The organism is Pseudomonas sp. RW10S2, assembly GCF_014268985.1.
Taxonomy (GTDB): Bacteria; Pseudomonadota; Gammaproteobacteria; order Pseudomonadales; family Pseudomonadaceae; genus Aquipseudomonas; species Aquipseudomonas wayambapalatensis.
This window is the reverse complement of record NZ_JABWRO010000105.1, coordinates 1-21,112: the sequence shown is the minus strand read 5'-3', so window position 1 is coordinate 21,112 and position 21,112 is coordinate 1. Positions and strand designations below refer to the sequence as shown.

The window sequence follows — 21,112 nt, the reverse complement described above, 5'->3', positions numbered from 1 at the left end:
TAGGAGCGGGCTTGCCCGCGAAAAGGTCACTACCGATACCGCTGTCTCAACCTGAAACAACCTGTCGCGAATTGGGACGTTCCGACCCGCCGCAACTCACTGGGATAAAGCGCTCAAAGCAGCTCAAGTCACTGAAAAACCGCCACTTTCAAACACCTGGCACACTTCCTGTATTGCCACTGTCACATGCACCGGCGGTATCCAAGCGTGCGATAACGATAAGAACAACACCGTGGAGGTCTGATCTTGAAGACGACTCGACTCCGGCAGCAGGCGGGCACATTGGCGCTGGTCGCCGCCGCCCTGCTGAGCGCCCAGGCCATGGCGGCCGAACCGGGCCCGGCGATTTTGCAGAACAAGTGCATGGGGTGCCACATCCCAGAGGGCAACGATGCCTACAGCCGCATCAGCCACCAGCGCAAGACCCCCGAAGGCTGGCTGATGAGCATCGCCCGCATGCAGGTGATGCATGGCCTGCAGATCAGCGACGACGAGCGCCGCACCCTGGTCAAGTACCTGGCCGACAAGCAGGGCCTGGCGCCGAGCGAGACTGATGGCGTGCGCTACGCCATGGAACGCCGGCTCAATACCGTCGAACACTTCGATACGCAATTGGCCGAAACCTGCGGCCGCTGCCACTCCGGTGCTCGCGTCGCATTGCAGCGGCGCCCAGCGCAGGAATGGGAACACCTGGTCAACTTCCACCTCGGCCAGTGGCCGTCTCTCGAATACCAGGCCCAGGCACGCGACCGCGACTGGCTGGAAATCGCCCTCAAGCAAGTGGTGCCGGACCTGGCCAAGCGCTTCCCGCTGGAAAGCCCCGCCTGGAGCGCGTGGCAAAAGGCCAAGCCCAAGGCCGACGCATTGCCGGGGCAGTGGGCGTTCAGTGGTCATATGCTCGCCAAAGGCGATGTCCGGGGCGTGATGACGGTCAGTGCCGACCAGGGCGACAGCTTCAAGGTCGAGGTCAAGGGGCAGTACGCTGACGGCACGCCGTTCAACGGCAGCGGCTCGGCGATCCTCTACAACGGCTATGAGTGGCGCGGTAACGTGAAGGTCGGCGACAGCACGATGCGCCAGGTCTTCTCGGCCCTCGATGGCGAGATGAAAGGGCGCATGTTCGAAGCCGAGCACGACGAGCGCGGCCTCGATTTCACCGCAGCGAAGGAGGGCAAGGCGCGCCTGCTGGCGGTACAACCGGCCTTCATCAAGGCCGGGGACGAGCGCGAGATCACCTTGGTGGGCAGCGGCCTGTCCGGCAAGCCTGAGCTGGGTGCCGGTGTGCAGGTGACCGAGATTCTGGAGCAGACCCCCACCCTGGTTCGGGTCAAGGCCCACGCCGCAGCCGATGCAGCACCTGGCGAGCGCCAGGTGACGGTGGGCACGCTCAAGGGCTTGAATCTTGCGGTCTACGACAAGGTCGATGAGGTCAAGGTGGTGCCGGCGTTCTCCATTGCACGCATCGGCGAGAACGGCGCTTCGGTACCCAAGGTCCAGGGGCGCTTCGAGGCCGAGGCCTGGGGCAAGGACGCCAATGGCCAACCGTTGCGCATCGGTTATCTGCCGGCCACCTGGAAGGTCGAGCCGTTCAACGAACGTGCCGTCGAGGACGAAGACGTGAAGTTCGCCGGGCAGATGCAGGCCGACGGTGTGTTCGTACCCGGCGGTGCCGGCCCGAACCCGGCGCGCAAGATGATGACCAACAACGCCGGCAACCTGAAAGTCATCGCCACGCTGGCTGACGGCGGGCAGACGGGTGAAGGCCACATGATCGTCACCGTCCAGCGCTGGAACAACCCGCCGCTGCCATAAGGGCAGCAGGCACGGTTTTTCCAACGGATCGATTATCGGGAGATCACCATGGGCGCACTACTGAATCTGGTCGAACGCAACCTGCATGAAGTGCAGGTCGATGCCGACCGCATGCTGTTCCATATCCCCAGCAGTTCGCTGTTCACCGCCGACGCGGTGACCGGCGGCATCATCGACACCCTGCGCCAGCAAGGCTGCTCGGCCGAAGAGCTGATGCAGCGCCTTGGCCAGCAGTTTGCGGGCGACGATATCCAGGACACCCTGCGCGAGTTGATCGCACTGGAGCTGGTCAGCGACGGTTCGCCGCTGACCCCTGAAATCGCCCTCAAGCAGGTCGAGCGCACCGCGCTCAATACGGTGGTGCTCAACGTCAATACCGGCTGCAACCTGAGTTGCACCTATTGCTACAAGGAAGACCTCGACAAACCTTCGGCAGGGCGCAAGATGAGCACCGCCACCGCCGAGGCTTCGGTGGAGATGCTGCTCAAGGAGTCACCCGACGAGACCCGCTACAGCGTGGTGTTCTTCGGCGGCGAGCCGCTGTCCAACCGGCCCTTGATCGAGCACATGGTCGCCTACTGCGAGCGGCGTTTCGCGGAAGCCGGCAAGCAGGTGGAGTTCATCATGACCACCAATGCCACGCTGCTCACCGAAGAGATCGTCGACTGGCTCAATGCCCATCGCTTCGGGCTGTCGGTGAGCATCGACGGGCCCAAGACCGTGCACGACCGCAACCGCATCACCGTGGGCGGGCAGGGCACCTACGATGTGGTGCGGCGCAAGGCCGACATGCTGCTGTCGCGCTATGACAGCCGCCCGGTCGGCGCCAGGGTGACTCTTACCCGCGGCATCACCGATGTCCAGACCATCTGGAACCACTTGTTCAACGAGCTGGGCTTTGCCGAAGTGGGCTTCGCCCCGGTGACATCGGGCGACATGGCCGACTTCAACCTGACCGGCGAAGAACTGGTGCAGGTGTTCGCCAACATGAAGGCGCTGGGTCGCCAGTACCTGGAGGCGGCGTTGCAGCACCGCAACATCGGTTTCTCCAACCTGCACCAACTGATCACCGACATCCACGAGGGGCACAAGAAGGCGCTGCCATGCGGTGCGGGCCTGAAGATGCTGGCGGTCGATCACGAGGGCGAGTTGAACCTGTGCCACCGTTTCACCGGCTCCAGCCTGCCGACCTTCGGCAACGTGCACACGGCGGTCAAGCAGGTCGAACTCAACGATTTCCTGTCCCAGCGCCTGGACCGCAGCGGCACCGGTTGCGACAGTTGTCGCATCCGCAACCTGTGCTCCGGTGGCTGCTATCACGAGAGCTACGCGCGCTACGGCGACCCGCAGCACCCGACCTACCACTACTGCGAACTGATGCGCGACTGGGTCGACTTCGGCATCGAGGTCTACAGCCGCATCATGGCCGCCAACCCGGCCTTCATCGATCGCTACATCACTCCTCGCAAGGCGCACTGACATGAAGCACTTGAAGCCCCTGAACAACAAGGCGCGCATTCTTGAACAGGCTGCCGCCGAAGACCGCGTCGAAGAAGTCATGGCCATGAGCGCGGTGGCCGGTTGTACCGCCACCACCGACCCAGGCTGGGAAGTGGACGCCTTTGGTGGCGTCAGCTCGCTGTGCCAGCCCATGGAGGCTGACCTGTACGGCTGCTCCGACCCTTGCTGGTGGCCGGCCCAGGTGCCCGACATGATGAGCACCTACCAGGACTGGAACGCCCAGGCAAGCAACTCGCAGGACGATTGGCGCAACCTCGGCACCGTATTCCCGAAAGACAAGTGACCGGCCCGACAAGAACGACAAGGGGAAACCGCATGAAACCTGGATTCTGCGCGCAACTGGCGCTGAGCGTCGCCACCTGCGCCGCGACACTGGCCGTGCACGCCACCGACGGCGCCGCCGGGCCGGCACTCAAGCCTGGCCATGAGTACCTGATCGCCACCAACTACCCGAACAACCTGCACGTGGTGGATGTGGCCAGCGACACGTTGTTCAAGAGCTGTCGCCTGCCGGACGCCTTCGGCCCGGGCACGGCGATGATGGCGCCGGACAACCGCACGGCCTACATCCTCAACAATCACTATGCCGATATCTATGGCATCGATCTGGACACCTGCACGACCACCTTCCACGCCAACCTGTCGAGCGTGCCGGGCGAGGTGGGCAAGTCGATGTATTCCTTCGCCATCAGCCCCGACGGCAAGGAGGTCTATGCCACGGTCAATCCAACCCAGCGATTGAACGACCACTACGTGGTCAAAACACCACGCCTTGAGGTGTTCAGCACGGCTGACGGGGTAGGGGCCAAGCCGGTGCGCACCTTCCCCATGCCGCGCCAGGTCTACCTGATGCGTGCCGCCGACGATGGCAGCCTGTTCGTCGCCGGGCCGGATATCTACAAGATGGACGTCAAGACCGGCAAGTACGAAGTGGCGCTGCCCCTGCGCAACTGGAATCGCAAGGGCTACAGCGCGCCGGACGTGCTGTACTTCTGGCCGCACCAGAGCCCGCGCCACGAGTTCTCGATGCTGTACACCATCGCCAAGTTCAAGGATGAGAAACAGGACCCGGCAACCGCCGAGCTGCTGTACGGCTACCTGAGCGTGGACCTCAAGACCGGCAAGACCCACACCCAGGAGTTTGCCGACCTGACCGAGCTGTACTTCACCGGGCTGCGCTCGCCCAAGGATCCGAACCAGATCTACGGTGTGCTCAACCGCCTGGCCCGCTACGACATCAAGCAGCGCAAGCTGGTCAAGGCGGCGAACCTGGACCATACCTACTACTGCGTGACCTTCGACAAGGCTGGCGACAAGCTCTACCTGGGCGGGACCTTCAACGACCTGGCGGTGTTCGATCCGAATACGCTGGAGAAGGTGAAGAACATCAAGCTGCCAGGGGGTGACATGTCCACCACCACGCCGCAGGTGTTTGTCCGATAGTTCGGTGGTGGCTTTTTCGCGGGCAGGCCCGCTCCCACAAGGCTCCACGCGACCTCAGTAGGAGCGGGCTTGCCCGCGAAGAGGCCAGTCCAGACAACACAAGAACAACAAGAGAACGCCATGCCCCAGCCAAGCTACTCCCAGGGCGACTGCAGCAAGCCCTTGCTCGACCACTGCATCGGCGACGCCTTCGATGCCACCGTCGCCCGCTTCCCCGACCGCGAGGCTCTTGTGGTGCGTCACCAGCAACGGCGCTACACCTGGCGCCAGTTGGCCGATGCCGTCGACCAGCACGCCCGCGCGCTGATGGCGCTCGGCGTGCAAGCGGGCGATCGCCTGGGCATCTGGGCCCCCAACTGCGCCGAGTGGTGCATCACCCAGTTCGCCAGTGCCAAGATCGGTGCGATCCTGGTCAATATCAACCCGGCCTATCGCAGCAGTGAGCTCGACTATGCCCTGAGCCAGTCCGGCTGCCGCTGGGTGATCTGCGCCGATGCGTTCAAGACCAGCGACTATCACGCCATGCTCCGTGACCTGGTGCCCGGCTTGCCTGCCAGCAAGCCCGGGGCAGTGCACTGCGAGCGCCTGCCTGAGCTGCGCGGGGTGATCAGCCTGGCGGTAAAGCCTGCGCCAGGCTTTCTTGCCTGGTGTGACCTGCAGGCTCGCGCCGCTGAAGTCAGTGCCGAGGCCCTTGGCCGCCGCCAGGCGAGCCTGCGCCCGAGCGAGGCGATCAATATCCAGTACACCTCCGGCACCACCGGCTTCCCCAAGGGCGCGACGCTCAGCCACCACAATATCCTCAACAACGGCTACATGGTCGGCGAGAGCCTGCGCCTGACCGAGCATGACCGCCTGGTGGTGCCGGTGCCGCTCTACCATTGCTTCGGCATGGTCATGGCCAACCTCGGCTGCATGACCCACGGCAGCACGCTGATCTACCCCAACGATGCCTTCGATCCCTTGCTCACCCTGCAAGCCGTGGCCGAGGAGCGCGCCACCGCGCTGTATGGCGTGCCGACCATGTTCATTGCCGAGCTGGACCACCCGCGCCGCAACGAATTCGACCTTTCCAGCCTGCGCACCGGGATCATGGCCGGTGCCACCTGCCCGATCGAGGTGATGCGAAGGGTGATCGACGAAATGCACATGGCCGAGATACAGATCGCCTATGGCATGACCGAGACCAGCCCGGTGTCGTTGCAGACCGGCCCGCAGGACGACCTTGAGGTCCGTGTGACCAGCGTGGGCCGCACCCAACCCCGCCTGGAGAGCAAGGTCATCGACGCCGATGGCAATACCCTGCCGCGCGGCGAGATCGGTGAGCTGTGCACCCGGGGCTACAGCGTCATGCTCGGCTACTGGAACAACCCGACGGCCACGGCCGAGAGCATCGACGCCGAAGGCTGGATGCGTACCGGCGACCTGGCGGTCATGGATGAGCAGGGTTACGTGCGTATCGTCGGGCGCAGCAAGGACATGATCATTCGCGGTGGCGAGAACATCTATCCACGTGAGCTGGAGGAGTTCTTCTTCACCCACCCGGCGGTGGCCGATGTGCAGGTGATCGGCATTCCGTGCAGCAAGTACGGCGAGGAGCTCGTCGCCTGGGTGCGACTGCATCCAGGGCACAGCGCCAGTGCCGAGGAGTTGCGCGAATGGGCGAAGTCGCGCATCGCGCACTTCAAGGTGCCTCGGCATTTTCGCTTCGTCGATGAGTTTCCGATGACGGTGACGGGCAAGGTGCAGAAGTTTCGGATGCGCGAGATCAGTGTCGAGGAACTGGGTGGGGTATCAGCCGGTTGACTGGTGGCGGCCGATGGTCCTATCGCGGGACAAGTGCTCACGCTGTGCCTGTGGCAGCGGGCTTGCCCCGCGATGTGGCCTGTGCCGTCACTGCAACCATTCCGGGCTGTTGAAATTGCTCAATCGCCCATCGTCGATGGCACACTCCAACCCCTGAATCGGCTTCAGCAACAGCGCTTTCTGCAAACTCCGCTCACCTTGCTGCCACGCCCGCTCCAGCACGGGCAACACTTGCCGGGGCAGTACACAGAACATCGGTTGCCAATACCCCCCCTGGCGCACCATTGCAGCGCTGTCATGGCGGGCAGCCAACCCGCGCAATGCATCGATCAAGGCCCGGTCGATCAACGGTGCGTCGCAGGCCAACACCACCACCCACTCATGGCTGGCCACCTTCAGCCCGGCAATGACGCCGGCCAGTGGCCCGGGATAATCCACCTCGGCATCGCCCACACACTGGTCGGCGTATGCCGCATACGCCGCTTGATTGCGGTTGCAGGAAATCACCAGGTCGTCGCTCAGCCCCCGCACCACCCGATGGATGTGCGCGATCAGCGGTTCGCCGCGCCATGGCACCAGGCCCTTGTCGCGACCGCCCATGCGCTGGCCACGGCCACCGGCGAGGATGAGGATTGAGCAGGGGGGAGTTGAGGTAGGCATCGCATCACTCGTGCTGGGGTGTCAGCACATGCTTGATGGCCGTGGAGAATGGGAGGTTAGCCGTACGTTGCAGTTCTTCCTGCAAAATTGGCAACCATTCGTCTTCGGAGAAGTCTTGGGCCAACTGCGCAATCTCCTCCGCTATTTGAAGATAGCCAAACACCTCGGCCCTGCGTATTTGGCTCAATGCACCATTGAGATTCAAAATGCGGATGGTTTCTTCTGCCCGGCGCTGCTGTACCGCATCGAGGTTGGCGCGCGGCATCACCGCACCATTGGGCGTGAATACCAGCAGGTTTTCCGGATTTTCGTTGTCCGGTTTGATCAGGTCGTTGGGCGTGTAGTGACCGCAGTTGTCCTTGTGCTTCCCGCAACTGGTGCGCCGGTTGCAAGAGCCGAAGAGGTTGTGCCAGTCAAAGGTACCTTGGGGGTGGCGGTTACGTTGCTGGAAATGCTCGATGTGTCGATCCAAGGACGCGATAGAGGCTTCGCAGTAAGCGCAACGCGTGCCCTGCATTGCATCGAGTTTTACCCAGATATTCTCGCGCTCTCTAGCGTTGGGTGAATCCGCTGACCATGTATCTCGACCATGTCGATAGCGGTGCAATCCAAGCGGTGCGAGCGGGTCACGAACTAGGTACCGCATCTCAAAGATCCCCAGTATTTTGGCCGCGGGGCAGCTTTTGCTTGATACGTTGCAGGCGAATGATGCGGTCGCATTCGCGTATCAGGGGATGGTCCAAGCCGAAGTGATGTTCAAGCTGGTTTCTCAGCCGTCGCCCTTCTGCTTGTTCATGAAGATTCTGCTGTATCAGAGCCTGGTACTGATTCACCCACCCGGCCTCTGGGACATCAGGGACTGGATTGACATCCATAATGCGGGCGAGCAGATCGGTACTGGCTACCCCGAGGGTCTGCCATTGAGGTGTGCTGACATGGGTGCGCATATCGCCCGACTCGGGATCCTGATCGGTGCGCAGGATGCGCACCGACTCACGATCGACCGTGCTCAGGACCTGCGGGCTGTGGGTGGTGACGATGAATTGGAGCGCTGGGAAGGCCTTCTTTAACGAAGGGATGACTGCCTGCTGCCATTCGGGGTGAAGGTGCATGTCCACCTCGTCGATCAGTACGATGCCAGGGGTTTGTTGAGCTGCCAGCGCGCCCAGTTGACCGTTGAGTTTGGTTGCACGGAAGGCGATGTCCGCAACCATGCCAATCATGTTACGGATACCGTCGCTGAGCATTTCCACAGGAAGCTGACCGAATTCAGGGTGATCGCAAACAAGTGCCTGCATCGCCAGCGAGTACTGAATTCCGGACCAGCCAGCGGGGGCGAGGCAGGTATCGACTGCGCTGGCGACTGACGCAATGTAATGAGCGAACTCGGAGTTATCGGGTTTCTTGCCGCTAGCCAGCGCTTCATACATATGTTCCTTGGCGCTCACGCTCCAATAGCGGAACCAGTCCACGAAGGACTTGTAGCTGGAGGCGGGGTCCAGGCAATCGGTATAGCCCACAGTGCGTGACGTGCGCTGAATGGGCTTGGGGACGGGTTTTTTGTTCTTCTGCTGCCATAGGCGACCGGTCCCATAGTAGGCGATCAGTGGCAGCAGAATATCGTTGCCTGGTGTTCGGACTGCTTCTTGAAGGCGTTTGCCGTAATCGATCAATTCCCTCGCGTCCTTGATCGTGGTCTTGGCCTTGATCGGACTGGTCAGTTTCCTACGCCAAACGCTTTCCGAGCCAGGGTCCAACTGGTCTGCGATGCTTTCAGGGATATTCCCATGCGCTTCCATTCTGACGCCGCGAGCGGCGAACTCCATTTCATTGGAGGCCGTTTTACGCGTTCTCGAGCGACGAATGTCACTCGGCTCGAAGTGCGCTCCCACCGCTTCATCGAATGCGCCAACGAATGGGCCGTAGGCTACCGCGATAGCATCGAGTACCGAAGTCTTGCCCGCGCCATTGGGGGCGACCAGCACGGTGACCTGAGGGTGGAAGTCGATCGTGAGGGATTCGAAGCAGCGGTAGTCGCGCAGCGTTAGGTAGGAGAGCTTCACAGGGGGACTCCACTGAGTTCAGGGACTTCCAGCCTCATCGTCTAAATAGGTGGGGAAGCGCGAAAATTCAAACAGTTTAACTGTTCGAGCGGCTGTAGAGCTACCTACTAGAGGCAGCTCCTGAGATCAGTCGACAGCTTCGACACTGTCACGGGAGGCTTGCTTGCGCCTGCGGCAGGCCAACCGCATCACCACCACGAAGAACACCGGTACGAACACCACCGCCAGCGTCGCGCTGAGCATCCCGCCGATCACCCCGGTGCCGATGGCCTGCTGGCTGGCTGAGCTTGCGCCGCGGGCAATGGCCAGCGGCACGACGCCGAGGATGAACGCCAACGATGTCATGACGATCGGGCGCAGGCGCAGGCGTGCGGCCTGCATCGCCGCATCCGCCGCATCGACGCCCTGATCCACCAGGCTCTTGGCGAATTCGATGATCAGGATCGCGTTCTTTGCCGACAAGCCAATCAAGGTGATCAGGCCGACCTTGAAGAACACGTCGTTGGGCATGCCGCGCAGGGTTACCGCGAGCACGGCACCAAGCACACCCAGCGGCACCACCAGCAACACCGCAGTAGGGATCGACCAACTCTCGTAGAGCGCTGCCAGGCACAGGAACACCACCAGCAGCGACAGGGCCAGCAGCAAGGGCGCCTGGCTACCCGAGAGACGTTCCTGCAACGACAGGCCGGTCCACTCCAGTGCGCTGCCGGCTGGCAGTCGGTCGACCAGGCGCTGGATTTCCGCCATCGCCTCGCCGGAGCTGTAGCCGCTTGCCGGTTCCCCGGAAATCGACACTGCCGGGTAGCCGTTATAGCGGGTCAGTTGCACCGGGCCGCTGAGCCAGCGGGCCTGGACGAACGCCCCCAGTGGCACCATCTTGCCGCTGCTGTTGCGCACGTGGATCTTCAACAGGTCCTCGACCTGGCTGCGCTGATCGCCCTCGGCCTGCACCACGACGCGCTGCATGCGCCCCAGGTTGGGGAAGTCGTTGACGTAGTTCGAGCCTACCGCGGTGTTGAGCACGGCGCCGATGTCGGCAAAGGAGACCCCCAGGGCGTTGGCCTGGCGTCGGTCGATTTCCAGTTGTACCTGCGGGCTTTCGGCCAACGATGCCTCGCGCACGTTGGCCAGCACCTTGCTCGTGCGTGCGTTGGCCAGCAGTTCGTCACGGGCTGCCATCAACCCGGCATGACCCAGGCCGCCGCGATCCTGCAGACGGAACTCGAAACCTGTGGACTCGCCCAATCCGTCGACTGGTGGCGGCAGCACGGCATAGGCCACGGCATCCTTGAGCTCGGAGAAGGCCATCGTGGCGCGGTCGGCGATCGATTGCGCACTGTCGTCGGCGCCGCGCTCGGACCAGTCCTTCAGCGTGGTGAACGCCAGCGCGGCGTTCTGCCCACTGCCTGAGAAGCTGAAGCCGAGAATCAGCGTGGTGTTGCCCACGCCGGGCTCTGCGGCGTTGTGCGCCTCGATCTGCGCCGCCACCTGCTCGGTGCGCATGCGGCTGGCGCCCGGCGGGAGCTGGATGTCGGTGATGGTGTAGCCCTGGTCCTCGGTCGGCAGGAAGGCACTCGGCAACTGGCTGAAGCCATAGGCCAGCACCGCCACCAGCAGCCCGTAGAGCACCAGGTAGCGCCCACTGCGTGCCAGGGCGTGGGCGACCCAGCGCTGGTAGCCATTGCTCATGCCCTCGAAGCGGCGGTTGAACCAGCCGAAGAAGCCCTTGCGTGCGTGATGCTCGCCCTTGGCCACTGGCTTGAGCAGGGTGGCGCACAGTGCCGGGGTGAGGCTCAGGGCAAGGAACGCCGAGAACAGGATCGACACTGCCATCGATAACGAGAACTGCTGATAGATCACGCCCACCGAGCCTTTCATGAAGGCCATTGGCAGGAATACCGCCACCAGCACCAGCGTGATGCCGACAATCGCACCGCTGATCTGGCCCATGGCCTTGCGCGTAGCCGCCTTCGGCGAGAGGCCTTCCTCGGCCATGATCCGCTCGACGTTCTCCACCACCACGATGGCGTCGTCCACCAGGATGCCGATGGCCAGCACCATACCGAACAGGGTCAGCACGTTGACCGAGAAACCCAACGCCAGCATCACCGCGAAGGTGCCCATCAGCGCCACCGGAACCACCAGCGTGGGGATCAGTGTGTAGCGGATGTTCTGCAGGAACACGAACATCACTGCAAACACCAGCAGCATGGCTTCGAACAGCGTGCTGATGACCTGTTGGATCGAGACCTTGACGAATGGCGAGGTGTCGTAGGGGATGTCGTACTTCACCCCGGCCGGGAAGTAGCGCGCCAGCTCATCCATCTTCTGGCGAACCAGGGTCGCGGTCTCCATGGCGTTGGCCCCCGGCGACAGCTTGACGCTGAAGGCGCTGGTGGGCTTGCCGTTCAGGCGCGTGCCGTACTGGTATTCCTGGGCACCGATCTCGACCCGCGCCACATCGCCCACGGTGACCACCGAGCCATCCGGGTTGGCCCGCAGCACGATGGCCGCGAACTCCTCTGGGGTGCTCAGTTGGCCCTTGACCACCACGTTGGCGGTGATTTCCTGGGTCGCACGGGCGGGCAGGTCACCGATGCTGCCTGGCGCAACCTGGGCGTTCTGCGCGGCGATGGCGTCGGCGACGTCCTGGGGCGTGAGCTTGAAGCCGACCAGCTTCGCCGGGTCGATCCAGATGCGCATGGCCCGCTCCGAACCATACAGCTGTGCCTTGCCGACGCCTTTGAGGCGACGGATCTCGTTCATCACGTTGCGCGCCAGCAGGTCGCTCAGGGCGATCTCGTCATAGCTGCCGTCCTCGGAGGTGAGGGTGCCCAGCAGCAGGAAGCCGGTGGAGACCTTCTCCACCTGCAGGCCCTGCTGGGTGACGGGCCGCGGCAGGCGCGACTCGACTACCTTGAGGCGGTTCTGCACATCGACCTGGGCCAGGTCAGGGACGGTGCCCGGCTCGAAGGTGGCGGTGATGGTCGCGCTGCCCAGACTGCTCTGGGATTCGAAGTACAGCAGGTTGTCTGCACCATTGAGCTCCTGCTCGATCACGCTGACCACGCTTTCGTCCATGGTCTGCGCCGAGGCACCTGGGTAGACGGCGTACACCTCGACCTGCGGTGGCGCGACATTGGGGTACTGGGCCACAGGCAATTGCGGAATGGCCAGGGCGCCGGCGAGCAGGATGAACAACGCGACCACCCAGGCGAAGATCGGGCGATCGATGAAGAATTGCGGCATGGATCAGGCCCTCACTGGCCGTTGCGCTGGACGATGGGGGTGGCCGCCTTGCCGGTATCGACCCGGACCTGGTCGCCGGCCTTGACGTGCTGCAGCCCTTCGACCACCACCTGTTCGCCGGGGGCCAGGCCTTCGCTGACGATCCAGCGGTCGCCCTGGGCATTGCCCAGCACCACCTGGCGTTCTTCGATGCGCTGTTGGGCATCGACCACCAGCACCTTGGGCACGCCTGCGCTGTCACGCAGGATCGCCCGCTGTGGCACGCTGATGCCCTTGGGCTGCAGGGCCTGCTCGAGGCGCACACGCACGTAGCTGCCGGGCAACAGATCGAGATCGGGGTTGGGGAATTCGCTGCGCAGGGTGATCTGGTTGGTGCTTGGATCGACGCTGATATCGGAAAACAGCAACTTGCCCGGCAGCGGATAGGCACTGCCGTCGTCCTGGATCAGGGTGGCGCGGGCCTGGTCCTGGCCGACCTGCTGCAGCTCGCCTGCGCGCATGGCGCGGCGCAGGGCGTTGAGGTCGCGGGTCGACTGGGTCACGTCGGCGTGGATCGGGTCCAGTTGCTGGATGACGGCCAACGCGGTGGTTTCGCTCTGTCCGACCAGCGCCCCTTCGGTGACCAGCGCACGGCCAATCCGTCCGGAGATCGGTGCAGTGACCGTGGCATAGCCCAGGTTGAGCCGCGCGCGTTCGAGCGCGGCGCTGGCCTCGGCCACCTGAGCGTCCGCCTGGAGGAAGGCGGCGCGGGCATTGTCATATTCCTGACGGCTCACGGCCTTGTCGTCGACCAGTTCGCGATAGCGCTGCTCCTGCAGGCGCGCCTGGTACAAGGTAGCTTCGGCCTTGGCCAGCGCGGCGCGGGCGCTGTCATGGTCGGCCTTGAACGGCGCCGGGTCGATGAGAAACAGCACATCGCCCTGTTTGACGTCGCTGCCTTCGCGGTACACCCGCTTGAGCACCACGCCGGCAACCCGGGCGCGGACTTCAGCGGTGCGTGGCGCGAGAATACGCCCGCTGAGTTCGGTACTGATGGCCAGGGCCTGCAACTGCACGGTTTCGACCCGCACCTGGGGGGAGGGTGCTTGCGCGTCCTGTTCGGGGGCGTCGTTGCAGCCGGTCAGGGCCAGTGTGAGCAAGGCGAGAATCGCCCAAGGGCACTTGGAGAAGGGAATGGACATACGGATCTTCCGGATAGGATCGCCGCTATGCTAAGGCAGGCGCTCGCGCATGGGCTGTTAAGCTGTGTACGCCGTGTGTGAAAAAGTGTAAGGCTCGTGCCGTGTGGAGCGTAGGATTCTATATCCTGCGAGCAACTGACTGCACTGGCCCCATCGCCGGACAAGCCCGCTTCCACAGGTAGTCGCAGCCTCTGTAGGCGCGGGCTTGTCCGGCAATGACGGCGGTAAGGTCTCAAGCCTATCTGTTCATGACGACCCACATGCCAAACATCCTTCTGGTCGAAGACGACAGCGCGCTGTCCGAACTGATTGCCAGCTACCTGCAACGCAACGATTTCCATGTCCGGGTCATCGCCCGTGGCGATCATGTGCTCGACGAGTTTCGTCGCCAGCGCCCCGACCTGGTGGTGCTCGACCTGATGCTGCCCGGCCTGGATGGCCTGCAGGTTTGTCGCTTGCTGCGCCAGGAGTCGCAAAGCCTGCCGATCCTGATGCTGACGGCCCGTGACGACAGTCACGATCAAGTGTTGGGCCTGGAAATGGGGGCCGATGACTACGTGACCAAGCCCTGCGAGCCCCGCGTACTGCTGGCCCGGGTACGCACCTTGCTGCGCCGCAGCAGTGTCAATGAACCGCGCCTGGACAGCGAGCTGATCCAGGTCGGCGGCCTGTGCATCAACCTGGCCGAACGCAGCGTGAATTGGCGCGGCAGCGAGGTCGAGCTGTCCAGTGGCGAATACAACCTGCTGGTCGTGCTGGCCCGCAATGCCGGCGAAGTGCTCAGCCGCGACCGCATCCTCCAGCAATTGCGCGGCATCGAGTTCAACGGTACCGACCGTTCAGTAGACGTAGCCATCTCCAAGCTGCGGCGCAAGTTTGACGACAACGCCGGCGAAGCCCGCAAGATCAAGACCGTGTGGGGCAAGGGGTATCTGTTCAGCCGGGTCGAGTGGGAGTACTGACGCGCCATGCTCAAGATCCTGGTGCGCCTGTACCTGGTGATCATCGTCGCCTATGCCGGTGCCTTGCTGCTGATTCCCGACGCTATCGTCGGTGCGTTTCACGAACGCTTCATGGCCTACAACCTTGACCAGGCCAAGGGCGTGCAATCTTTGATCGTCCGTCAGTTTCACCAGGCGCCGCGTAAGCAATGGCCATCGGTGGAGCAGGACCTGGCCGCGGCCTTCGCGCCCTTGCAGGTGCAACTGCTGCGCATGGACGCCGCCGACCTTGCGCCGCAGGAGCGTGCGCGGCTGGAGCACGGGCTGTATGCGGTGCGCATCGCCGACTGGGGTTATTACGAAACCGTGCTGGCGCCGCTGGACAAGGACTGGCTGGTGCGCCTGCACTCGCCGCCGGATCCGCTCGACATCAACGTGTTGTCGTGGGGCGTCACGGTACTGATCGGTGCCGCCATGCTGGGTTGCTTGCTGCTGTGGGTCTGGCCGCACTGGCGCGACCTGGAACGGCTCAAGGAAACCGCGCGGCGCCTGGGGCGCGGGGAGATGGCGGAGCGTACGCAGATCTCGCCGCGCTCGAACATCGGCGAGCTGGCCGGGGTGTTCGACACCATGGCCGGAGACCTGGAGCGCCAGGTCAACCAGCAGCGCGAGCTGCTCAACGCGGTCTCGCATGAGCTGCGCACACCGTTGACCCGCCTGGATTTCGGCCTGGTGCTGCTGTTCGACGAAGTGCCGCCGGCCAGCCGCAAGCGCTTGCTGGAGCTGGTGGGGCATGTGCGTGAGCTGGACGAGCTGGTGCTTGAGCTGCTGTCGTACAGCCGTCTGGAGAACGCCGACCAGGTCCGCGAGCGGGTCGAGGTGTCGTTGCTGGAGCTGGTCGACAGTGTGCTGGGCAGCTTTGCCGAAGAACTCGATGGTCGCGGGATCAGATGGGAGGTGCGTGCCGACGACAAGCTGCCACGTTTCGTGCTCGATCCTCGACTGACCGCGCGGGCGGTACAGAACCTGGTGCGCAATGCCATGCGCTACTGCGACGAGAGCTTGCTGCTGCGATTGAAGCTGGAAGCGGACGGTGCTTGCCTGCTGACGGTCGAGGATGACGGGATTGGCATACCGCCTGAGGAGCGTGAGCGAATCTTCCAGCCATTCTATCGCCTGGATCGCAGTCGGGACCGCAGCACCGGGGGATTTGGGCTGGGGTTGGCGATCAGCCGCAGGGCCATCGAGGGGCAGGGTGGAACCTTGACGGTTGCGCAGTCTTCGCTGGGGGGCGCGCAGTTCAGGATCCGCCTGCCGGCAGGCTAGGATACGTTCGGTCTGGGTGCCGACCAGCTTGCCCGTACCGCCTTCGAGCACCGACGGTCGCTCGGTCACCTTGCGCAGTACCAGCACGGGCTTGCCGAGCGCCGGGGCTTCTTCCTGCACCCCTCCTGAGTCGGTGAGGATCAGGTGTGCGCGGGCCATCAACCAGACGAAGTGCTGGTAGTCCCGCGGTGCGACCAGGTGAATGTTGTCCCGCCCGGACAACACGCCGTATACCGATTTCTGCACCTGCGGGTTGAGGTGTACCGGGTAGACGAACTGTAGGTCCGGATAGCGCAGGGCCAGTTCGGCGAGTGCCAGGCTGATACGCTCGAAGCCGGCGCCGAAGTTTGCCCGGCGATGGCCGGTGATGAGGATCATGCGCTATGCAGGTCGGCGAGCACGCCGGTCAGGCGCCGGTTGGCTTCTTCTGGCCAGGGTTGCTGAAGGTTGCCGGTGCGCAGGCCGGCTTCGACATGACCGATGGGGATACGGCGATGGAGCGCGGCCAGGCCGGCGATGAAACTGGTGGTGGTATCGCCATGCACCAGCACGATCTCAGGCTGGACCTGTTCGTAGGCGTTGTCGAGGCTGCCCAGCAGGTCACGTGACAGACCATTGAGGGTCTGGTTCTGGGTCATTACCTTCAGGTCCTGATCGACCGACAGACCGAAGGCGGTCAGCACTTGCTCGAGCATTTCCCGGTGTTGACCGGTGGAGCAGATGTGCAGGTCGATCTCCGGCCATTCGCGCAGCACCCGTGCCAGGGGTGCTATCTTGATTGCTTCGGGGCAGGTGCCGAATACCATCATGACGGTGTGAGCCATCGTCGCGTCCTCGTCCTATTCCCTGTACGAAGTTGTACGATTCACGTCTGCGTGTAGAACGTAGAGGGTAGATACAAGCAGGGGATGGCGAGGTTGTCCAATTCGCCGGGTAGTGGCCGGTGGCTATCGCGAAGGCCATGTATTGCGGGGGTTCAAGCGCTTTGCGGCACGCCCAACGCATCGCGGGCAAGCCTGCTACCACCGGGGTGATAGCAGGCTTGCCCGCGAAAAAGGCGGCGCAGTGTCGATGAAGGCGGTCTGGCTTAGACCACGACACCCTGGCTACGCAGGTAGTCGTCATAGGTGCCGCTGAAGTCGACCACGCCATCGGCCGACAGCTCGATGATCCGCGTGGCCAGCGACGAGACGAACTCACGGTCGTGGCTGACGAACAGCAGCGTGCCCGGGTAGTTCTCCAGCGCCAGGTTCAGTGCTTCGATCGACTCCATGTCCAGGTGGTTGGTCGGTTCGTCCATCACCAGCACGTTGGGCTTTTGCAGGGTCAGCTTGCCGAACAGCATGCGGCCCTGTTCACCGCCGGAGATGACCTTCACCGACTTGAGGATCTCGTCGTTGGAGAACAGCATGCGCCCCAGGGTGCCACGAATCACCTGTTCGCCGCTGGTCCACTGGCCCATCCAGTCGAACAGCGTGACATCGTCTTCGAAATCATGGGCGTGGTCCTGGGCGTAGTAGCCCACCTCGGCGCTGTCGGTCCACTTGACCGAGCCAGCATCGGGCTGCATTTCGCCTACCAGCGTGCGCAGCAAGGTGGTCTTGCCGATGCCGTTGGGGCCGATGATCGCTACGCGCTCGCCAGCTTCGATGGTGATGTCGAAGTTCTTGAACAGCACCTTGTCGTCGAAGGCCTTGGCCATCTTTTCCACGACCACGGCCTGGCGGTGCAGCTTCTTGGTCTGTTCGAAGCGGATGAACGGGCTGACCCGGCTCGAGGGCTTGACCTCGGCCAGCTGGATCTTGTCGATCTGCTTGGCACGCGAGGTGGCTTGCTTGGCCTTGGAGGCGTTGGCCGAGAAGCGGCTGACGAAGGTCTGCAGTTCGGCGATCTGGGCTTTCTTCTTGGCGTTGTCCGACAGCAGCTGCTCGCGCGCCTGGGTGGCGGCGGTCATGTACTCGTCATAGTTGCCCGGGAACAGGCGCAGCTCACCATAGTCCAGGTCGGCCATGTGGGTGCAGACGCTGTTGAGGAAGTGACGGTCGTGGGAAATGATCACCATGGTGCTGTTACGCGCCGTGAGAATGTTTTCCAGCCAGCGAATGGTGTTGATGTCCAGGTGGTTGGTTGGTTCGTCCAGCAGCAGCACGTCCGGATCGGAGAACAGTGCCTGCGCCAGCAGCACACGCAGCTTCCAACCCGGCGCTACTTCGCTCATCGGCCCGAAGTGCTGCTCCAGCGGAATGCCCAGGCCCAGCAGCAGCTCGCCGGCGCGCGATTCGGCGGTGTAGCCGTCCATCTCGGCGAATTCGGTTTCAAGCTCGGCGACGGCCATGCCGTCTTCTTCGGTCATTTCCGGCAGCGAGTAGATGCGGTCGCGCTCGGCCTTGACCTTCCACAGTTGGCCGTGGCCCATGATCACCGTGTCGATGACGCTGAACTGCTCGTAGGCGAACTGGTCCTGACGCAGCTTGCCCAGGCGGGTGTTGGGCTCGAGCATCACCTGGCCGGCGGACGGCTCCAGGTCGCCGCCGAGGATTTTCATGAAGGTCGACTTGCCGCAGCCGTTGGCCCCGATCAGGCCATAGCGGTTGCCGTTGTTGAATTTGACCGAGACGTTCTCGAAGAGCGGCTTGGAGCCGAACTGCATCGTGATATTGGCTGTAGAAATCAAGTACTTGTCCTGCGGGAGTTCCAGAGGTGTATGAATGGCCTTTCGTCACGCCTGAACCCTTGCGGAGTGGCTTGACGCGAGGCGGCAGCTTTTCCCGCTCACCCAAGGCCAAGGAGGAGCGGCAGTCCATTCGCGTGGTGTAGCGGGCGACATCCAGGTGCCGGGGCCAGTGGGAGCTATCCCGGTATCAGGCTTGCGCGGGGCGTACTGCGACGTTCACGGAGGCTCAGCGCTTCATGCGCTGATTCGAGGGCGCGGATTGTATCACCTGGTTGATTGATCCACAGCCACTTTGCAGTACGCCGGACAAATAGCCTGCCCGTGCGAGGAGGGCGGGCGCCATCCCGGAACCTGCGAGAGGGCGCCTGCAGTGACGATCACTCCATCCAGGGCGCCTTGCCGCAGTCCGACTCCCATTCGGCGATCTGGTCATGCCGGATCAATGCTTCCTCGCCGTTTTCAGCACGAAACGCTTCGACCAGTCCGGCAACGCATTTGTCGACGTCGGTATCGGCGATTGCGTCCTGGGCGGGCGCCAGCTTGTCTTCCATCATCACGTTGCGGGCGTAGACCCGATGGGCAGTCAGCGATCCGTCCGCCGCCCACTCCTGGTATTCACCGGTCCAGACCCCGTGATCGAAGGTGATCAGCTTGGTCATGTTGCCAGTGTTGGCGTCCCATTCATGGGCAACGCCATGGGGTGTGCCGTTGTCGTAGGGAACCTCTGAAACGCGCTTGCCCTGCGCGGAAAATCGCTCGACAGTCCCGATCAGCTGGCCGTTGCTGGCCTTGGCCTTGTAGGTCGTCTGGCCGCTGTTCTCGTCGTAGTTCTCCTGCACCCCGTCGGACTTGCCGTTGCGGGCCGTGCGCAGGTAGACCAGCTTGCCGGTATTCGGGCTCCAGAACTCGACCTTGCCATCGATCAGGTCCTGGCTGAACGCCGCCTTCGCCAGGCGGGTCTGGCCATCGATGGCGTAGATCTGCAGGGCGCCGTCCATGTTGCCGTCCTTGTACTGCGCGGTGTAGCGCAGTGTCCGCGACTTGGCCTGGTAGCAGGAGACATCACCGGAGATGAAGCCTTTTTCGACCTGGGCGTCGCACACGAAGTTACGGCCCATGTACATGTTGCGGTCGGACCTCAGGCTCTTGAGGGTCTGGTTGAGGTTGAACAGCGTGTCCATGTAGCCATTGTTGGCCCGCATGAAGTTTTCCGGAACGTTGGTGACCAGCCCGGTGAAGGGCTTGTTTTCCGAGCCTGCGTAGATCAGGCCGTTGTTGACCTCGGCGTTTCGGTAGTCGAGCTGGCTTTCCGAGCATCCGGCCAGCGCCAGTAGAGCGCATGCTCCGGCAGCGGCGTTGCGAACCTTCACGGCATCATCCTTTATGGTGGTATATCGCCAGCTATATCGCCGCCTGGTAAGAAATCTTTAGCCTCCAATGACCTGCGATTGCCCTCAAAGCTGCAACCGTCGCATCGTTACCCTGGGATTGGCTGATCATCATCGCCGTACTGCCCCTGACGTCCCTGTGCAGCGGGTCGGCGCCGCGTTGTACCCGTTCGGCCTGGATGTCGAGGCGGCCGAACAGGGCTGCGAACGGAAGTGCGGTCTGAACATCATTATTGGTTGCATCGATGGGGCACAGGCCCATCAAGCGTCATCCAGTGAGTTGAACGCGAACTGACCAAGCTGCGAAGGCTTGAGCAGCGTTAATGGCGCTACATCATGAGTTTGTTATTTGGAATTGGCGCAGCTTAATGTCGCGGAACTATCGGTTTTACTATTGTGAAGTGCGTCGCATTATTGGAGGTGCGTTGTTTCATGTGTAGTTGATTGACAACGGTCGGCAGGCCTCCCGATCAGAAGAGGCAAGAGGCCGTCCAGACCTCAGCGCGCCTGGGTGAACGCCAGGAAGTAGCCATTGCAGTCACGCACGCCGAACTCTCGCGAGCCGTAGGGCATGTTCTGAAGTGGCCATGCGATCTCGGCTTTATCGCGCACGCGTTCGAAATACCCATCGACATCGGCGATCACGAAATAGAACGTGCCCGTGCATTGCGGTGAATGGCCCCACAGGTCTTGCTCGGTGAACACGATCCGGTTGTCGTCGAGGTGCACGGTCAGCGTCGTTTGCTGCGAATCAGCAACTTCGAAACCCAAGGTATCGCGGTAATGCTCCCGCGTTTTCTGCAGGTCATGGCAACGCAACAGGGGGCTCAGCGGCATGGTGTTCTCCGAATGGCGGGGCAGGGATTGGCCGATGATAGCGCCTTGCTCAATGGGAGGAAACGTAGAGGGGTGAGCCAGAGGGGGCGGGCAGTGCGTAGGTCGCCTTCATCCAGTCGATTTCGGCTTGTGGCGTACGCCCGAAGAAACGCTTGAACTCGCGGCTGAACTGCGAGGGGCTCTCATAGCCGACGCTGAAGGCGGCTGCCGA

The 21,112-nt window shown here is 62.9% G+C and carries 16 protein-coding genes and 1 pseudogene; 7 read left to right on the top strand and 10 right to left on the bottom strand.

Annotated features, from left to right (window positions below):
- The first annotated feature begins 246 nt into the window (after positions 1-246).
- The 5 genes from peaA (at position 247) to HU729_RS20010 (ending at position 6,579) form a co-directional block, all read left to right on the top strand.
- Positions 247-1,812, top strand: a complete 1,566-nt coding sequence (gene peaA / locus HU729_RS20030; protein ID WP_186711342.1) for a quinohemoprotein amine dehydrogenase subunit alpha — start codon at positions 247-249, stop codon at positions 1,810-1,812.
- A 48-nt stretch (positions 1,813-1,860) separates the two neighbouring features.
- A complete protein-coding gene (gene peaB, locus HU729_RS20025) occupies positions 1,861-3,291 on the top strand; it encodes a quinohemoprotein amine dehydrogenase maturation protein (RefSeq protein ID WP_186711341.1) in 1,431 nt (476 codons plus the stop codon).
- 1 nt (position 3,292) lies between these two features.
- Positions 3,293-3,616: a quinohemoprotein amine dehydrogenase subunit gamma gene (gene qhpC / locus HU729_RS20020; RefSeq protein WP_054891339.1), complete on the top strand. Its 324-nt coding sequence runs from the start codon at positions 3,293-3,295 to the stop codon at positions 3,614-3,616.
- A 32-nt stretch (positions 3,617-3,648) separates the two neighbouring features.
- Positions 3,649-4,776 carry a quinohemoprotein amine dehydrogenase subunit beta gene (gene peaD / locus HU729_RS20015; RefSeq protein WP_186664556.1) on the top strand — a complete coding sequence of 376 codons (1,128 nt, stop codon included), beginning with the start codon at positions 3,649-3,651 and terminating at the stop codon, positions 4,774-4,776.
- A gap of 120 nt (positions 4,777-4,896) precedes the next feature.
- Positions 4,897-6,579 carry an AMP-binding protein gene (locus HU729_RS20010; RefSeq protein ID WP_186711340.1) on the top strand — a complete coding sequence of 561 codons (1,683 nt, stop codon included), beginning with the start codon at positions 4,897-4,899 and terminating at the stop codon, positions 6,577-6,579.
- An 87-nt stretch (positions 6,580-6,666) separates the two neighbouring features.
- On the opposite strand, the gene mobA is transcribed toward HU729_RS20010, so the two are convergent.
- The 5 genes from mobA to HU729_RS19985 all read right to left on the bottom strand — a co-directional run bounded on the left by mobA (position 6,667) and on the right by HU729_RS19985 (position 13,735).
- Positions 6,667-7,239, bottom strand: a complete 573-nt coding sequence (gene mobA, locus HU729_RS20005) for a molybdenum cofactor guanylyltransferase MobA (RefSeq protein ID WP_186711339.1) — start codon at positions 7,237-7,239, stop codon at positions 6,667-6,669.
- Between the two features lie 4 nt (positions 7,240-7,243).
- Positions 7,244-7,885 carry a retron Ec78 anti-phage system effector HNH endonuclease PtuB gene (gene ptuB, locus HU729_RS20000; RefSeq protein WP_186711338.1) on the bottom strand — a complete coding sequence of 214 codons (642 nt, stop codon included), beginning with the start codon at positions 7,883-7,885 and terminating at the stop codon, positions 7,244-7,246.
- A gap of 1 nt (position 7,886) precedes the next feature.
- Positions 7,887-9,302: an AAA family ATPase gene (locus HU729_RS19995; protein ID WP_186711337.1), complete on the bottom strand. Its 1,416-nt coding sequence runs from the start codon at positions 9,300-9,302 to the stop codon at positions 7,887-7,889.
- Between the two features lie 126 nt (positions 9,303-9,428).
- The gene (locus HU729_RS19990) at positions 9,429-12,554 is read right to left on the bottom strand and encodes an efflux RND transporter permease subunit (RefSeq protein ID WP_186711336.1); all 3,126 of its coding nucleotides are present in this window, start codon (positions 12,552-12,554) and stop codon (positions 9,429-9,431) included.
- Between the two features lie 11 nt (positions 12,555-12,565).
- A complete protein-coding gene (locus tag HU729_RS19985) occupies positions 12,566-13,735 on the bottom strand; it encodes an efflux RND transporter periplasmic adaptor subunit (protein WP_186711335.1) in 1,170 nt (389 codons plus the stop codon).
- 260 nt (positions 13,736-13,995) lie between these two features.
- On the opposite strand from HU729_RS19985, the gene HU729_RS19980 reads away from it, so the two are divergent.
- Together HU729_RS19980 and HU729_RS19975 are read left to right on the top strand one after the other, a co-directional pair.
- A complete protein-coding gene (locus HU729_RS19980) occupies positions 13,996-14,697 on the top strand; it encodes a response regulator transcription factor (protein ID WP_186664565.1) in 702 nt (233 codons plus the stop codon).
- 6 nt (positions 14,698-14,703) lie between these two features.
- A complete protein-coding gene (locus HU729_RS19975) occupies positions 14,704-16,002 on the top strand; it encodes an ATP-binding protein (RefSeq protein ID WP_186711334.1) in 1,299 nt (432 codons plus the stop codon).
- Here the strand turns inward: HU729_RS19975 and HU729_RS19970 are convergent.
- The 5 genes and pseudogenes from HU729_RS19970 to HU729_RS19950 form a co-directional block, all read right to left on the bottom strand.
- A pseudogene (locus HU729_RS19970) lies at positions 16,000-16,826 on the bottom strand (UDP-N-acetylglucosamine 2-epimerase); the annotation flags it as partial. The gene HU729_RS19975 and the pseudogene HU729_RS19970 overlap by 3 nt on opposite strands.
- A 263-nt stretch (positions 16,827-17,089) precedes the next feature.
- On the bottom strand, positions 17,090-18,676 hold the full coding sequence (locus HU729_RS19965) for an ABC-F family ATPase (RefSeq protein ID WP_186664569.1): 1,587 nt from the start codon (positions 18,674-18,676) through the stop codon (positions 17,090-17,092).
- A 377-nt stretch (positions 18,677-19,053) separates the two neighbouring features.
- Entirely contained in the window at positions 19,054-20,046 is a 993-nt protein-coding gene (locus tag HU729_RS19960) for a hypothetical protein (protein ID WP_186711333.1), read from the bottom strand.
- A 516-nt stretch (positions 20,047-20,562) separates the two neighbouring features.
- A complete protein-coding gene (locus HU729_RS19955) occupies positions 20,563-20,901 on the bottom strand; it encodes a VOC family protein (protein WP_186664576.1) in 339 nt (112 codons plus the stop codon).
- A 49-nt stretch (positions 20,902-20,950) separates the two neighbouring features.
- A partial coding sequence (locus HU729_RS19950; protein WP_186711332.1) for an AraC family transcriptional regulator occupies positions 20,951-21,112 on the bottom strand: 162 nt, incomplete at its 5' end.

Excerpts from the sequence above, each read along its gene's own strand:
- peaB (WP_186711341.1), top strand. The coding sequence starts at position 1,861 with ATGGGCGCACTACTGAATCTGGTCGAACGCAACCTGCATGAAGTGCAG.
- peaD (WP_186664556.1), top strand. The coding sequence starts at position 3,649 with ATGAAACCTGGATTCTGCGCGCAACTGGCGCTGAGCGTCGCCACCTGC.
- ptuB (WP_186711338.1), bottom strand. The coding sequence starts at position 7,885 with ATGCGGTACCTAGTTCGTGACCCGCTCGCACCGCTTGGATTGCACCGC.
- HU729_RS19955 (WP_186664576.1), bottom strand. The coding sequence starts at position 20,901 with ATGCCGCTGAGCCCCCTGTTGCGTTGCCATGACCTGCAGAAAACGCGG.
- HU729_RS19990 (WP_186711336.1), bottom strand. The coding sequence starts at position 12,554 with ATGCCGCAATTCTTCATCGATCGCCCGATCTTCGCCTGGGTGGTCGCG.
- HU729_RS19985 (WP_186711335.1), bottom strand. The coding sequence starts at position 13,735 with ATGTCCATTCCCTTCTCCAAGTGCCCTTGGGCGATTCTCGCCTTGCTC.
- HU729_RS19980 (WP_186664565.1), top strand. The coding sequence starts at position 13,996 with ATGCCAAACATCCTTCTGGTCGAAGACGACAGCGCGCTGTCCGAACTG.
- HU729_RS20010 (WP_186711340.1), top strand. The coding sequence starts at position 4,897 with ATGCCCCAGCCAAGCTACTCCCAGGGCGACTGCAGCAAGCCCTTGCTC.
- mobA (WP_186711339.1), bottom strand. The coding sequence starts at position 7,239 with ATGCCTACCTCAACTCCCCCCTGCTCAATCCTCATCCTCGCCGGTGGC.
- qhpC (WP_054891339.1), top strand. The coding sequence starts at position 3,293 with ATGAAGCACTTGAAGCCCCTGAACAACAAGGCGCGCATTCTTGAACAG.
- HU729_RS19975 (WP_186711334.1), top strand. The coding sequence starts at position 14,704 with ATGCTCAAGATCCTGGTGCGCCTGTACCTGGTGATCATCGTCGCCTAT.